Origin of the sequence: Streptomyces sp. NPDC085937 (genome assembly GCF_044540535.1) — a bacterium.
Lineage (GTDB): Bacteria > Actinomycetota > Actinomycetes > Streptomycetales > Streptomycetaceae > Streptomyces.
In genome coordinates, this window is record NZ_JBITSH010000009.1 from 84183 (window position 1) to 98214 (window position 14032).

At 74.6% G+C, this 14032-nt stretch carries 11 protein-coding genes; 9 read left to right on the forward strand and 2 right to left on the reverse strand.

Going from position 1 to position 14032, the window contains the following annotated elements; genetic code table 11:
- Positions 1–128: 128 nt before the first annotated feature.
- From ACIF8S_RS20085 to ACIF8S_RS20105, 5 genes are all read left to right on the forward strand, one after another.
- Entirely contained in the window at positions 129–1148 is a 1020-nt protein-coding gene (locus ACIF8S_RS20085) for an acetylxylan esterase (RefSeq protein WP_400000492.1), read from the forward strand.
- Positions 1149–1174: 26 nt separating this feature from the next.
- Complete coding sequence (locus ACIF8S_RS20090; protein WP_400000494.1) at positions 1175–2662, forward strand: exo-alpha-sialidase; 1488 nt, start codon at positions 1175–1177, stop codon at positions 2660–2662.
- An 86-nt stretch (positions 2663–2748) separates the two neighbouring features.
- Complete coding sequence (locus ACIF8S_RS20095; protein ID WP_400000496.1) at positions 2749–3708, forward strand: dihydrodipicolinate synthase family protein; 960 nt, start codon at positions 2749–2751, stop codon at positions 3706–3708.
- Positions 3705–4676, forward strand: coding sequence for an ROK family protein (locus ACIF8S_RS20100; protein WP_400000498.1), 972 nt, complete (start codon positions 3705–3707; stop codon positions 4674–4676). Before ACIF8S_RS20095 ends, ACIF8S_RS20100 begins: the two co-directional genes overlap by 4 nt.
- Positions 4673–5350, forward strand: a complete 678-nt coding sequence (locus tag ACIF8S_RS20105) for an N-acetylmannosamine-6-phosphate 2-epimerase (protein ID WP_400000500.1) — start codon at positions 4673–4675, stop codon at positions 5348–5350. Before ACIF8S_RS20100 ends, ACIF8S_RS20105 begins: the two co-directional genes overlap by 4 nt.
- Before the next feature lie 88 nt (positions 5351–5438).
- Here the strand turns inward: ACIF8S_RS20105 and ACIF8S_RS20110 are convergent, their stop codons facing one another.
- Positions 5439–7841 (reverse strand): beta-N-acetylglucosaminidase domain-containing protein, encoded by a 2403-nt coding sequence (locus ACIF8S_RS20110; RefSeq protein WP_400000502.1) that lies wholly within the window; start codon positions 7839–7841, stop codon positions 5439–5441.
- Between the two features lie 268 nt (positions 7842–8109).
- Here ACIF8S_RS20110 and ACIF8S_RS20115 point away from each other — a divergent pair, with 268 nt between their 5' ends.
- From ACIF8S_RS20115 to ACIF8S_RS20130, 4 genes are all read left to right on the forward strand, one after another.
- Positions 8110–9939 carry a gamma-glutamyltransferase family protein gene (locus ACIF8S_RS20115; RefSeq protein ID WP_400000504.1) on the forward strand — a complete coding sequence of 610 codons (1830 nt, stop codon included), beginning with the start codon at positions 8110–8112 and terminating at the stop codon, positions 9937–9939.
- Between the two features lie 102 nt (positions 9940–10041).
- A complete protein-coding gene (locus ACIF8S_RS20120; RefSeq protein ID WP_400000505.1) occupies positions 10042–10887 on the forward strand; it encodes an inositol monophosphatase family protein in 846 nt (281 codons plus the stop codon).
- A 154-nt stretch (positions 10888–11041) separates the two neighbouring features.
- Positions 11042–12451, forward strand: coding sequence for a phytoene desaturase family protein (locus tag ACIF8S_RS20125; RefSeq protein ID WP_400000507.1), 1410 nt, complete (start codon positions 11042–11044; stop codon positions 12449–12451).
- On the forward strand, positions 12448–12960 hold the full coding sequence (locus ACIF8S_RS20130; protein ID WP_400000509.1) for an O-acetyl-ADP-ribose deacetylase: 513 nt from the start codon (positions 12448–12450) through the stop codon (positions 12958–12960). The genes ACIF8S_RS20125 and ACIF8S_RS20130 overlap by 4 nt, the downstream gene beginning before the upstream one ends.
- Before the next feature lie 65 nt (positions 12961–13025).
- Here the strand turns inward: ACIF8S_RS20130 and ACIF8S_RS20135 are convergent, their stop codons facing one another.
- On the reverse strand, positions 13026–13961 hold the full coding sequence (locus ACIF8S_RS20135) for a helix-turn-helix domain-containing protein (protein WP_400000511.1): 936 nt from the start codon (positions 13959–13961) through the stop codon (positions 13026–13028).
- Positions 13962–14032 lie beyond the last annotated feature (71 nt).

The window sequence follows — 14032 nt, forward strand, 5'->3', positions numbered from 1 at the left end:
CTTCTCGCAGGAGCACTTGACGGTCGTCTGCCCGGGTCTCTAGGGTCCCAGGACAGCAGACATCAGACGTCTGCTCTCGACCGTCACCGCGCTGCGCCGAGCGCACGCCTCACCCACCGGGGCCCTCCATGCCGCTCACGGACCTCACCCTCGCCGAGTGCCTCGCACTCCGCCCCGACCTCGACGAACCCGCCGACCTCGACGCGTTCTGGGACCGCACCCTGCGCACGGCGCGCGCGCTCGGCGCACCTCCGCGCTACACCCCCGAGGACACGGGCCTGACCCAGGTGACGACCTACGACGTGACCGTGCCCGGCTTCGCGGGCGAACCCGTCCGGGGCTGGCTGCACCTGCCCGCCGGGGCCGAGGGGCCGCTCGGCTGCGTCGTGGAGTTCCTCGGCTACGGGCGCGGCCGCGGACTGCCGCACGAGCAGGTGCTCTGGGCCAACGCCGGCTACGCCCACTTCATCATGGACACCCGCGGCCAGGGCTGGTCCACCGCCGCCGGCGCCACCCCCGACACCGCCTCCCTCCACGGCGACGTGCCCGGCTTCCTGACCCGCGGTGTCGACAGCCCCGACGACCACTACTACCGGCGCGTCTACACCGACGCCGTGCGCTTCACCGAGGCCGCCAAGACCCACCCGGCCGTCGACCCGGACCGCGTCGTCGTCACCGGGCACAGCCAGGGCGGCGGCATCGCGCTCGCCGTCGCCGGACTCGTCCCCGGCCTCGCGGGCGTCATGCCCGACACCCCGTTCCTGTGCGACATCCGGCGCGGGGCACTGGTCGCCGGCGCACCGCCGTACACCGAGATCGCGGAGTACCTGAGCCTGCACCGCGACCGCGTCGAGACGGTGTTCACCACCCTGTCCTACGTCGACGCGGCCCTGCTGGCCGCCCGCGCCACCGCCCCGTCCCTGTTCTCCATCGCCATGATGGACGCCGTCTGCCCGCCCTCCACCTGCTTCGCCGCCTACCACCTGTACGGCGGCGCCAAGAACCTCAAGGTCTACGAGTTCAACGGCCACGAGGGCGGCGCCGGACACCACCGGCGCGCACAACTCGCCTGGGTGCGGGAGCGGTTCTCCACCCCGCGGCCCGTCGACCCGGGCGTCTCCACCCTGCACGACCCCCAGCTCGCCTGACCCCCTCACCGAGAAGAGGCACGTTCATGCAGCGTAGAGCCACCCTCGCCGTCACCACCGCGAGCGCCGCCCTGGCCCTCCTGGTCGCCGGCACCCCCGCCGCCCACCCGGCCACGTCCGCCGCTCAGGCCGCCCCCGCCCCAGGCACGCTCGTCTCGCAGGACATCGCCACCGCCGGCACCGGTTCGCCGTACTACCGCATCCCCGCACTGACCCGCACCACCAAGGGCACCCTGCTCGCCGCCTACGACGCCCGCCCCACCCTCGGCGACCTGCCCGGCAACCTCGGCGTGGTGCTGCGCCGCAGCACCGACGGCGGCACCACCTGGCAGGCCCAGCAGGTGATCCGCAAGGAGGCCGCGCCCAAGGGCTTCGGCGACCCCAGCCTCCTCGTCGACCGGGAGACCGGCCGCGTCTTCGTCTTCTACGCGGCCTCCGTCAACCAGGGCTTCTTCGGCTCGGCCACCGGCAACGACGAGAGCGACCCGAACGTCCTCCAGGCCGACTACAGCTACTCCGACGACGACGGCCTGACCTGGAAGCACGACCGCATCACCGCCGAGATCAAGAACCCGTCCTGGGCAGGCATGTTCGCCGCCTCCGGCGAGGGCATCCAGGTGCGCAACGGCACCTACAAGGGCCGCCTGATCCAGCAGTACGCCATCCGCAACAACGGCGCCAACTACGCGGTCAGCGCCTACAGCGACGACCACGGCGCCACCTGGAGGATGGGTACGCCCGTCGGCCCCGGCGGCGACGAGAACAAGACCGTCGAACTGTCCGACGGCCGCATCATGCTCAACAACCGCTCCGCCCCCTACCGCACGGTCGCCTACTCCTCCGACGGCGGCGTCACCTACACGCCGTTCCAGCAGGACAAGGAGCTGCCCGACCCCGCCAACAACGGCTCCGTCGCCCGCTTCGCACCCGACGTGCCCGCCACCCACCCGCGGGCCCAGTGGCTGATGTTCAGCAACACGGCGACCACCAACAGCCGCAGCAACCTCACCGTCCGCCTGTCCTGCGACAACGGGCAGAACTGGCCGGTCCGCAAGACGGTGGAGTCCGGCGCCGCCGCCTACTCCACCCTCACCCCGCTCGGCACCGGCACCGCGGGCAACGACCGGGTGGGCCTGCTCTGGGAGCGCGGCAACTACCAGCACATCACCTACTCCTCCTTCGACGTGCAGTGGCTCGGCGGCGTCTGCGCGCCCGTCACCGTCACCCCGCCCGCGTCCCTGCCCGCCGGGAAAACCACCGAGGTCACCGTCCGCGTCGTCAGCCAGAACGACAAGGACCTGCCCTCCGGCTCGGTCTCGCTGACCCTGCCGTCCGGCTGGAGCGTGCCCTCGGTCACCGTGCCGGCGCTCAAGCCCGGCCAGGGCGCGAACATGCGCATTCCCGTCACCGTCCCGGCCGGTGCCTCGGGCGGCGCGCCGGTGACCGCCACCTACCTCGTCCGCGGCACCCAGCGGTCCTACGGTGACGGCACGCTCACCGTGACCACGTCCTGACCCCGGTGCCCCGGCCCGCCCGCACGCCAGACGGCGGGCGGGCCGGCGGCTCCCGTACCACCATCCGCACAGCCCAGGAGACACCCATGTCCTCGTCCCAGCCCCTCCGCGGCGTCGTCCCGCCCGTCTGCACCCCCCTGGATGCGTCGGGCGAGATCGACACCGCCTCCCTCACCCGGCACGTGGAGCACCTCGTGAGCGGGGGAGTGCACGGGCTGTTCGCCCTGGGCTCCAGCAGCGAGGTCGCCTTCCTCACCGACCGGCAGCGGGACACGGTCCTGCGCACGGTCGTCGAGGCCGTCGCCGGACGGGTCCCCGTGCTCGCCGGCGTCATCGACATGACCACCCCCCGCGTCCTCGTCCACGCGGAGGCCGCCCGCGAGGCCGGCGCCGACGCCCTGGTCGCCACCGCGCCCTTCTACGCCCGCACCCACCCCGTCGAGATCGCGCACCACTTCCGCACCCTGCGCTCCCGCGTCGACCTGCCGCTGTACGCCTACGACCTCCCGGTCTCCGTGCACAGCAAGCTCTCCGTCGCCCTGGTCCGCGAGCTCGCCGAGGACGGCACCCTCGCCGGCCTCAAGGACAGCAGCGGCGACGAGGGCGGCCTGCGCCGGCTCCTGGTCGAGCTCGGCGGACGCCACGGCCGCGCCGACGGCCCCGCCCCCGGCTTCAGCGTCCTCACCGGGTCCGAACTCACCGTGGACGCCGCCCTGCTGGCCGGCGCCGACGGCGTCGTACCGGGCCTCGGCAACGTGGATCCGGCCGGTTACGTACGCCTCCACGACGCGGTGCGCGCAGGGGACTTCGACCGCGCCGTGAAGGAACAGGAGCGGCTCGTCGAGCTGTTCGGCATGGTCGACGCCGGACCGGAGAGCGAGATGGGCCGCAACTCGTCCGCCATCGGCGCCTTCAAGCACGCGCTGCGCCTACTCGGGGTGTTCGCCGAGGGCACCACCGCCGCCCCGCAGATCCAGCTGGGCGACGCGTCGGTCTCCTTCGTCGAGGAGCGGCTGCGCGGCGCCGGCCTGCTGCCCGTCCGATGAGGGGACGCATACGGGGACGGCGTCCGGACGACGCCCCGGTGATCGGCCTCGACCTGGGCGGCACGAAGATCGCCGCCGCCCTGGTCGCCCCCGACGGGACCGTCCTGGACCGGCACTTCCTGCCCACCCCGGCGACCGAGGGCGCGGAGGCCGTGCTGGACGCCCTCGGCAAGGCCGCCCGCGCGGTACGGACGCGGGAGGCCGCGGCGATCGGTGTCGCCGCCGCCGGGGTCGTCGACCCCGCCACCGGAACCGTCACCAGCGCCACCGACACCATCCGCGGCTGGGCCGGCACCGCCCTGGCCGCCGGACTCGCCGCCCGCACCGGCCTCCCCGTCGCCTGCGACAACGACGTGCGCGCGGCGGCGGCCACGGAACTGACCGGGCCGTCCGGGCAGGAGACGGCCGTGATGATCTACGCCGCCGTCGGCACCGGAGTCGGCGGCGCCGTCGCCGTGAACGGGCGCATGCTGCACGGAGCGGCCGGCGTCGCCGGGCACCTCGGCCATCTGCCGAGTCCCGAGGCCGAGGGGCTGCCGTGCACCTGCGGCGCCACCGGCCACCTGGAGGCGATCGCGGCGGGCCCCGGCATCACCGCCCACTACACGCGGATGAGCGGAACCCCCGCCGACCGCCTGGAGACGGTCGCCGCCCGCGCCGCCCGGGGCGAGCCGCACGCCGTCGCCGCCGTCGTCCTCGGCGCCGAGGCCACCGGCCGCGCCCTGGGCGGACTCGCCAACGCGCTCGGCGCCGACCGCGTGGTCGTCGGCGGCGGGGTGCCCCGCATCGGCGCCCTGTACCTGGACGCCCTGCACGCGGCCTTCACCGGCGAACTCATGCCGCCCCTCAAGGGGTTGCGTCCCGTACCGCCGCGCGGCGGACCCGACACCGGGGTCCTCGGCGCGGCCGCGCTGACCTCGACCCTGCCCCTGCACCACCCCGACCGCACCACCGGAGCACCGCGATGACCCTGCCCCTGGCCGCCGCCCTGAAGGGCCGACTGATCGTGTCCTGCCAGGCCCCGCCCGGCGACCCGATGCGGCACACCGACACCCTGGTCCGCATGACCCTCGCCGCCCGGGCCGGCGGCGCGGCGGCCGTACGCGTCAACGACCCGGAGGTCGTCGCCGCCACCGTCGCGGCCGTGGACCTCCCGGTGATCGGGCTGTGGAAGGACGGCGACAGCGGCGTCTTCATCACGCCGACCGTGCGGCACGCGCTCGCACTGGTGGAGGCCGGGGCCGCCGTCGTGGCCGCCGACGCGACCGCCCGCCCGCGCCCCGACGGCAGCGCCTTCGCCGACCTCGTGGAGGCCGTGCACGAGGCGGGCGCCCTGGTCATGGCCGACGTGTCCACCTTCGACGAGGGCCGTGACGCCGCCGAGCAGGGCGCCGACCTCGTCGGCACGACCCTCTCCGGCTACGTACCCGGATCGCCCGTGCAGACGGCGCCGGACCTCGCGCTCGTCGCCGACCTGGCCGGTGCGCTCGCCGTTCCGGTGATCGCCGAGGGCCGCATCGCGACGCCGCAGCAGGCCGCCGAGGCGCTGGCGGCGGGCGCGCACAGCGTCGTCGTGGGCACCGCCATCACCGCCCCGACCGCGCTGACCGCGACGTTCGTGGCCGGGCTCACGGCCGGGTGAGCGCGGTCGCGTTCGCGCGGTGAGCGCGGCCGGGTGACGGGGGCTGCCGCCCGGAGACAACTCCGGGCGGCAGCCCCCTGTCACGGGATCAGGAGGCGGGCGTCCCGTAGACGCCCAGCTCGTGGATCGAGTAACCCCACGTCGTCCTGCGCTCGACGCCCTGCACGCGGACGTACCGCACGGCCTCGTCGGCGGGGAGCCGGACGACGTCGTTGCCGCAGGACTCCGGACGCTGCGTGGACCCGGTCCGCCAGGTCGTCCCGTCCACGGACGTCTGCACGGCGTACTCCGTCGCGCAGGCGCTCTCCCAGGCCACGGTCACCGCGGCGACCTTCGTCGGCCCGGCCAGCTCGACCTGCACCCAGGCGTCGTCCGTGTAGCCGGACGCCCAACGGGTGTCCAGGCGGCCGTCGTTGACGTATCGGGCGGCCAGCCGGTCGAGGTCCTGCTCCACGCTGGAGGCGGACGCCGTCCCTTCGGGCGCCAGGTTGCGCGCGCCGCCCGCGGAGTCCCACAGCCGCAGCCGCAGGTCGGCCTGGGTGAGGAAGGCGTCGAGCACGCCGTCGCCGACCTTGGGCTGCACCGATCCCCACGCGTTGCGGGGCGGGTCCGTCCGGACGGCGCGGGCCTGCTCCTGCAGCTCCAAGGATTCGGCCAGCAGCCGGTCGGACGCCGCTTTGTCCCCCTCCTGCCGCGCCGCGAGCGCGTCGGTCATCCGGACCGCCGCCCGGCCCCACAGCTCGGTGGAGTCCAGCCAGGGCGCCGCGTCGGCGGTGAAGCCCTCCTGCACGGCGCCGGAGCGGATGACGGCCGGCGCGCGTTCGACCGCGGCCGCGTACGGGCGCAGGTCCCGGAGCGCGCCGGAACGGTCCCCGGCGTCCCACGCCGTCCAGAACGCCCCGACGCGCCGGTCGAGTTCGGGAGCCTGCGGCTGCCACGGGGTGGCGCCGAACGTCGGCGCCAGGTGCTCCAGGTCGGCGAAGGTCAGCAGGGCCTCGGTGGCCTTCGGGTCGCCGCCCGCCAGATAGGACAGGGCCTGCCGCCAGGTGCGGTCCGCGTCGTAGGCGCGGTCGTTCCAGGCGAAGTCCGCGGTGCCGAACACGGCGACCTTGCTGGCGTAGGGCTGGTTCATGGGGTTGGCCACGACGCCGGAGAGGTGGTCGGAGAGGCCTGCCTCACGCTTGTCGTACGGCGCGAGTAGCAGCCGTCCGCTCGTGTTGCCGAAGTCGTTGACCGGATAGTTGTCCCAGACGAACACCTTGCGGCCGAAGACCTTCGCGGCCTGCTCCGCGTCCGTGTTGGTGATCCCGTCGGGCACGACGCCCACCCCGGTCCACATCACCTCGACCTCGGGGTCGAGGTTCTCCCGCAGCGCCCGCTTGTACGCCGATTCCGTGTGGTTGTAGTACTCGGTCGGCACCATCTGGAGCGGCCACGTGCCGTCATGGGTGGCCACGAAGTCGCGCTGCACGTCGTTGAGGAGGTCGGCCTGTGCCTTCCCGGCCGCCCCGGTGCCGGGTTCGCCGTACGCGGCCCGGTCGGCCTCGCAGTTCCAGCGGCTGTGGTCGATGTCGTCGAGGGGGACGGAGAAGGCGCGGGTGCCCAGGTCGTACAGCGCCTGGAGCTTGTCCTTGAGCGCCTTGCGGTCGGCCGGGTCGGAGTAGCAGATCGACCCGCCCGGCGAAACCGCGAAGGTGAAGCGCACGTGGTTCGCCGTGGCCCGCTCCACCAGCTCGCCCAGCTCCGCCAGCTTGTCCGCCGGGTAGGGCTCGCGCCACTTGCCCCGGTGGTACGGGTCGTCCTTGGGCGCGTAGATGTACGTGTTGGCCTTGACGTCGCCGTAGAAGTCCATCTGGTCGAGGCGCTCGGCGTGTGTCCAGGGCTGTCCGTAGAAGCCCTCGATGGTGCCGCGCAGCGGCATCGACGGGAAGTCGCCGGCCTGGGCACCGGCCACCTTCCAGCCGCCTCCCGGGGAGCGGACGAACAGCTGACGCAGCGTCTGCACTGCGTAGAACTGGCCGGCGCCGTCCGTGCCGCCCAGTACGACCTGGGGCCCCCGACCGGTCCGCGCGACACGCAGGGCATAACCCTCCGCGTGGTCGGGGACGGCCGTGTCACCGAGCCCCTCCGCCATGTCGGGGCGGGCCGCCGGACCGAGCCGCACGGTGAGCAGCCCGGCGGCTGCCCGCGGGACGTCCCCCGGGGCGACGACGTCGACGCGGTCGGCGCCGTGCCGCTTCAGCTCCGCGACGAGACGGGTGCGCGCGGGGACGTCGGTGTCCGCGTCCGCCACGACGATCACGCGTCCCGTGACGGGGACGTCGTCACCGGCGCGGGACATCGACTGCGGGGCGGGAGTCACCGGCGGCAGCGGGGCGGCCGCGCGCGGACTGGCCTGCGCGGCTCCGGCCGAGGGCGCCCCCGCCGTCAGGGTGCTTGCGAGCGCGAAGCACGCGCCGAGCACCGTCAGAGTTGTCGTGCGTCTTCCCACGAGACCTCCAGCATGGGTACGGACCGGGAAATCGGCTTGTGCGTATGGATGTTGCCGCCCACCGACCGTAGGACGTAAGACGTATGGGGTCTAGACCTCTTCGCCGTCGGGCTTCACTCCGGCCAACGGGCCGCCCCGTACGGCCCCGGGGGTGGCGTCGTCCGGCGGTACGCGCTTACCCTGCGTGCGGCAGTGGCCGAGGCCGCCGGCCCGGACCGGGCGGTGGCCGGACAGGGCGGCCGGACGACGCGAACACCGAGGGCAGGGAATGCAGTTCACCACCCGACCGACCCTTCAGGGCACCTTCGGCATGGTGTCCTCCACCCACTGGCTGGCCTCCCAGTCCGCGATGGCCGTCCTCGAGGACGGCGGCAACGCCTACGACGCGGCCGTCGCCGGGGCGTTCGTGCTGCACGTCGTCGAACCCCACCTCAACGGCCCGGCGGGCGAGGTGCCGATCCTCCTCGCACCGGCCGGCGGCGAGGTGCGCGTGCTGTGCGGGCAGGGCGTCGCCCCGGCCGGCGCCACCGTCGCCCACTACCGGTCGCTCGGCCTCGACCTGGTCCCCGGCACCGGACCGCTCGCCGCCGCCGTGCCCGGCGCCTTCGACGCCTGGATGCTCCTGCTGCGCGACCACGGCACCAAATCCCTCGCCGACGTCCTGAAGTACGCCGTCGGCTACGCCGAGGACGGCCACCCGCCCGTCGAGCGGGTCGGCGAGACCGTGGAGACCGTGCGCGAGCTGTTCGAGACCGAGTGGACCAGCTCCGCCGAGGTCTACCTCCCCGGCGGCCGGTCGCCGCGCCCCGGTGAACTCCTGCGCAACCCCGCCCTCGCCGCCACCTGGAAGCGGCTGCTCGCCGAGGTCGCCGGGGCGGGCGACCGGGAGGCGCAGATCGAGGCCGCCCGGGACGTGTGGCGCACCGGCTTCGTCGCCGAGGCGCTGCTGCGGCAGTCCGCCCGCCCCACCCTGGACACCAGCGGCGAGCACCACACCGGCACCCTGACCGCCGACGACCTCGCGGCCTGGTCCGCCGGCTACGAGGACCCGGTGACCTACGACTTCGACGGGTGGACCGTGTGCAAGGCCGGGCCCTGGAGCCAGGGACCGGTACTGCTCCAGCAACTCGCCCTGCTCCCGCTCGAGTTGCCGCCGTACGGCTCCGCCGCCTATCTGCATCTGCTGATCGAGAACTGCAAGCTCGCCATGGCCGACCGCGAGGCCTGGTACGGCGACGCGGCCGAGGTGCCGCTCGACGACCTGCTGTCCGCCGAGTACAACGCCGAACGCCGGACCAGGGTGGGCCCCCGCGCCTCCCACGAACTGCGCCCCGGCAGCCCCGGCGGCCGCACCCCCCGGCTGGCCGGCCGCGCCCGCCTCGCCGGCACCGGACGCGAGGCCGTGAGTGCGCCGGGCGCCGGAGAGCCGACCGTCGCGAAGAGCCCCACCTCCCCGGTGCCCGGCGAACCCGAGGTCTTCGCCGACGGTTCCACCCGGGGCGACACCTGCCACCTCGACATCGTCGACCGCTGGGGCAACATGATCTCCGCCACGCCCAGCGGCGGCTGGCTCCAGTCCAACCCCGTCGTGCCCGAACTGGGCTTCCCGCTCGGCACCAGGCTGCAGATGACGTGGCTGGAGGAGGGCCTGCCCAACAGCCTCACCCCGGGCCGCCGCCCCCGCACCACGCTCACCCCGTCCCTCGCGCTGCGCGACGGGGTGCCCGTCATGGCGTTCGGCACGCCCGGCGGGGACCAGCAGGACCAGTGGCAGCTGCACTTCTTCCTCGCCGTCGCCCTGCGCGCCGAGGTGCGCGGCGGACTCGACCTCCAGGGCGCCATCGACGCCCCGAACTGGCACAACGACAGCTTCCCCGGTTCCTTCTACCCGCGCGGCATGCGGCCGGGCAGCGTCACCGTCGAGTCCCGCACCGACCCGGAGGTCGTGGAGGAGCTGCGGCGCCGCGGCCACGACGTCACGGTCGGCGACGCCTGGTCCGAGGGACGGCTGTGCGCGGTGGCCCGCGATCCGCACACCGGTGTCCTCTCGGCGGCGGCCAACCCGCGCGGGCAGCAGGGGTACGCGGTGGGCCGCTGAGCCCATGGACCACGGGGCGGGCAGCCCATTTCCGGTCCGCGCGCACCCGAGATCGCCGCGGGCGGGGCGGGGGCTGTCGGTGGCGCGTGCTCTCATGGAGGAGTGATCGACACCGACGCAACCATCGACGACTTCCTGGCCCGGCACGCCCACGACGTGGAGGAAGCGGTCCGCGAGGCCGCCGCGCGGGAGATCATGCCGCGCTGGCGCCGCCTCGCCGAGCACGAGGTGGACCGCAAAAGCGGACCGCACGACCTGGTGACCGACGCCGACCGCGGCGCCGAGCTGTACCTGACCCGGCAGCTGCCCCGCCTGCTGCCCGGCTCCGCGGTGGTCGGCGAGGAGGCGGTGCACGCCGACCCGGCGTCGTACGAGGCGATACGGGGCCGGACGCCGGTCTGGATCGTCGATCCCGTCGACGGGACCCGCCAGTTCGTGCGGGGCGAGCCCGGCTTCTGCACCCTGGTCGCCCTCGCACTCGACGGCGTGGTGCGGGCCTCCTGGACCTACGCGCCGGCCCGCGGCCTGCTGGCCACCGCCGTCCGCGGACAGGGCGCCCGCCTCGACGGCGAGCCGCTGCGCTCCGGCTCCCCGGAGGCCGGCCGGGACCTGCGCGTCGCCACCTCCCACCCCGACTTCACCACCGACGAGCAGAAGCGCGCCCTGCTCGGCCTGCGCACCGACGGCGTCGCCCCGCGCCCCTGCGGCTCGGCCGGCCTGGAGTACCTGGCGGTGGCCCGCGGCGAGCTGGACGCCACCGCGTTCAACTGGGAGCTGGCCTGGGACCACGCGGCCGGACTGCTGCTGGTGGAGGAGGCGGGCGGCGCCCACCTCACCCGCGCGGGGCGGCCCTACGAGATCCGCGGCGGCAACACCCTGCCCTTCACCGCGGCCCGCGACGAGGCCACCGCCCGGCGGGTGGTGGAGCTGCTGTCGCGCGCCGTCTGACCGCCGCACGGCGGTCGCCGTATCCCGGTCCCTCACCGCACGCCGGGCCAGGTCCGGGCCGTGTGACCGAAGGCCCGCCGAGATCGTTCACGCCCGGGCATATCCTGATCCTCAAGTGGCCGTCGGCTGACGAAGGAGTCCGAAGGTGCCGTCGATGCTCGATGCGGTCGTGGTGGGGGCGGGGCCGAACGGGCTGACCGCCGCCGTGGAGCTGGCCCGGCGCGGTTTCTCGGTGGCCCTCTTCGAGGCCAAGGACACCGTCGGCGGCGGCGCCCGCACCGAGGAACTCACCCTTCCCGGCTTCCGGCACGACCCCTGCTCCGCCGCCCACCCCCTCGCCGTCAGCTCGCCCGCCTTCCGCGCCCTCCCGCTGGAGCGCCACGGCCTGGAGTGGCTGCACCCCGAGCTGCCCATGGCGCACCCCTTCCCGGACGGCACGGCGGCCGTGCTGTCCCGGTCGGTCGCGGAGACGGCGGCGTCCTTCGGGCCGCGTGACGCCGGCGCCTACCGGCGGCTCGTGACGCCGTTCCTGCCCCACTGGGACACCCTGGTCCGCGACTTCATGTCGCTGCCGCTGACCGCCCTGCCCCGCGACCCGGTCACCCTCGCCCGGTTCGGCCTGGTCGGCCTGCCCCCGTCCACATGGCTGACCCGCCGGTTCCGCGACGAGCGGGCCCGCACCCTGTTCGCCGGCCTCGTCGCCCATGTGATGGCCCCGCTCAGCGGCTTCGCCACCTCGGCCATAGGCCTGGTCTTCGCCCTCGCCGCGCACACCCGCGGCTGGCCCGTCGCCCGCGGCGGCTCCCAGGCACTCTCCGACGCCCTCGCCGGGTACCTGCGCGAACTCGGCGGCACCGTCCACACCGACTACGAGGTCAAGCGCCTCGACGACCTGCCGCCGGCCCGGGCGTACGTCTTCGACACCTCGCCCACCGCGCTGGCCCGCATCGCCGGCTTCGGCGACCACTACGCCCGCTACCGCTACGGCCCCGGCGTCTTCAAGATCGACTACGCGCTGGACGGACCCGTGCCGTGGACCGCCCCCGAGGCGCGCACCGCCGGGACCGTGCAGATCGGCGCGGACAGCGCCGAGATCGGCGCCGCGCTGCGCGCCGCCTCCCGGGAGGGCCGGGCACCCGACGCGCCCTTCCTCATCACCGTCCAGCCCTCCGTCGTCGACCCCACCCGCGCCCCGGCCGGCAGGCACGTCTTCTGGGTCTACGGGCACGTCCCGCACGGCTGGACCGGCGACCTCACCGACGCCATCGAGCGCCAACTGGAACGCTTCGCCCCGGGGTTCCGTGACCGCGTGCTGGCCCGCGCCACCGCGGGACCGCCCGAACTGGCCGCCCGCAACGCCAACTACGTCGGCGGGGACATCGCCACCGGCGCGGTCTCGGGGCTGCAGACCCTGCTGCGTCCCAAGCTGTCCCTGTCCCCGTACACGACACCGCACCCGGCCGTCTTCATCTGCTCGCAGGCCACCCCGCCCGGTCCGGGCGTGCACGGCATGCCGGGGCACAACGCCGCCAAGGCGGTGTGGAGGAGGCTCCGCCAGACATGACCCCCACCCTCACCCTCGTCCAGGGCGACATCACCCGCCGGAGCGCCGACGCGATCGTCAACGCGGCCAACTCGTCCCTGCTCGGCGGGGGCGGCGTGGACGGCGCGATCCACCGGCGGGGCGGCCCGGAGATCCTCGCCGAGTGCCGCGCCCTGCGTGCCTCCCGGTACGGCAGGGGGCTGCCCACGGGTCAGGCGGTCGCCACGACCGCCGGCCGGCTGGACGCCCGCTGGGTGATCCACACGGTCGGTCCGGTGTACAGCGAGAGCGAGGACCGCTCCGCGCTGCTCGCCTCCTGCTACCGGGAGTCGCTGCGCGTCGCCGACGAACTGGGCGCCCGCACGGTCGCGTTCCCCGCCATCTCCACCGGCGTCTACCGGTGGCCCCTGGACGACGCGGCCCGCATCGCCGTGGACACGGTCCGCGCGACGGACACGGCGGTCGAGGAAGTGACCTTCGTCCTCTTCGACGACCGCGCCCACCAGGCCTTCACCGCCCGCACGACCTGACCCGACGCGGCGGAGCCCGTCCCGCGGTGTCGCCCAGGCCCGCGCACGGGGGGCCTGGGCGCTCCTCACGGACGGAAGGTGCGGCGGTAGGCGTCGGGCGGGACGCCGACGCTGCGGTGGAAGTGTCGGCGCAGGGTGGTGGCCGTGCCCATGCCGGTGGCCGCGGCGATGGTGTCCACGGTGGCGTCGGTGGTCTCCAGCAGCTCCTGGGCATGGCGAATGCGCTGGGTGTGGAGCCATCGCAGCGGCGTGGTGCCGGTGAGGTGCCTGAAGTGGCGGCCGAGGTGACGTGAGCTCATCCGGGCCTGACGGGCCAGGTCCTCCACCGTCAGCGGCTGGTCCAGCCGCTCCAGCGCCCAGGGGAAGAGCTCGCCCAGGGGGTGGCTGCCCGGGGCGGGGAGGGGGGTGGCGATGAACTGGGCCTGGCCGCCGTCCCGGTGGGGCGGGGTGACCAGGCGTCGGGCGATCCTGTTGGCGTTGGCCGAGCCGTGGTCGAGGCGGACCAGGTGCAGGCACAGGTCCATGGCGGCGGCCTTGCCCGCGGAGGTGAGGACGTCGCCGTTGTCGACGTAGAGGACGTCCGGGTCGACGGTGGCCGCCGGGTGGCGCCGGGCCAGTTCCCGCGTGTGGGCCCAGTGCGTGGTGGCGCGCCTGCCGTCGAGCAGTCCCGCCGCGCCCAGGATGAAGGCACCCGTGCACAGTGAGGCCACGCGGGCACCCGCCGCGTGGGCCGCGCGCACCGCCTCGACCAGCTCGGCGGGCGGATCGCGGTCGGTGTCGGCCCAGCCGGGGACGATCACCGTGTCCACGTGTGCGAGGTGGTCGAGTCCCCGGTCGGGTTCCAGGCGGAAGCGGTCCACGGACACCGGACCGCTCCCGCAGAGGGAGAAGTCGTACCAGGGGTTCACGACGTGGGTCAGGTCGGCCCCGAAGACCTCGAGGGCCACGGACAGTTCGTAGTGGAGCATGCCGTCGGTGACGGCCAGCGCGACGGCGGGCATGTCCGGAACTGTACGCGACATGTCGTTTCCGACGCTCCTGTGCGGTGCTGCCGGAGGGACAGGATGGGGAT

What these genes read in the sequence shown, in the direction of transcription:
- ACIF8S_RS20085 (WP_400000492.1), top strand. Translation starts at nt 129, where the DNA reads ATGCCGCTCACGGACCTCACCCTCGCCGAGTGCCTCGCACTCCGCCCC.
- ACIF8S_RS20090 (WP_400000494.1), top strand. Translation starts at nt 1,175, where the DNA reads ATGCAGCGTAGAGCCACCCTCGCCGTCACCACCGCGAGCGCCGCCCTG.
- ACIF8S_RS20095 (WP_400000496.1), top strand. Translation starts at nt 2,749, where the DNA reads ATGTCCTCGTCCCAGCCCCTCCGCGGCGTCGTCCCGCCCGTCTGCACC.
- ACIF8S_RS20100 (WP_400000498.1), top strand. Translation starts at nt 3,705, where the DNA reads ATGAGGGGACGCATACGGGGACGGCGTCCGGACGACGCCCCGGTGATC.
- ACIF8S_RS20105 (WP_400000500.1), top strand. Translation starts at nt 4,673, where the DNA reads ATGACCCTGCCCCTGGCCGCCGCCCTGAAGGGCCGACTGATCGTGTCC.
- ACIF8S_RS20115 (WP_400000504.1), top strand. Translation starts at nt 8,110, where the DNA reads ATGCAGTTCACCACCCGACCGACCCTTCAGGGCACCTTCGGCATGGTG.
- ACIF8S_RS20125 (WP_400000507.1), top strand. Translation starts at nt 11,042, where the DNA reads ATGCTCGATGCGGTCGTGGTGGGGGCGGGGCCGAACGGGCTGACCGCC.
- ACIF8S_RS20130 (WP_400000509.1), top strand. Translation starts at nt 12,448, where the DNA reads ATGACCCCCACCCTCACCCTCGTCCAGGGCGACATCACCCGCCGGAGC.
- ACIF8S_RS20135 (WP_400000511.1), bottom strand. Translation starts at nt 13,961, where the DNA reads ATGCCCGCCGTCGCGCTGGCCGTCACCGACGGCATGCTCCACTACGAA.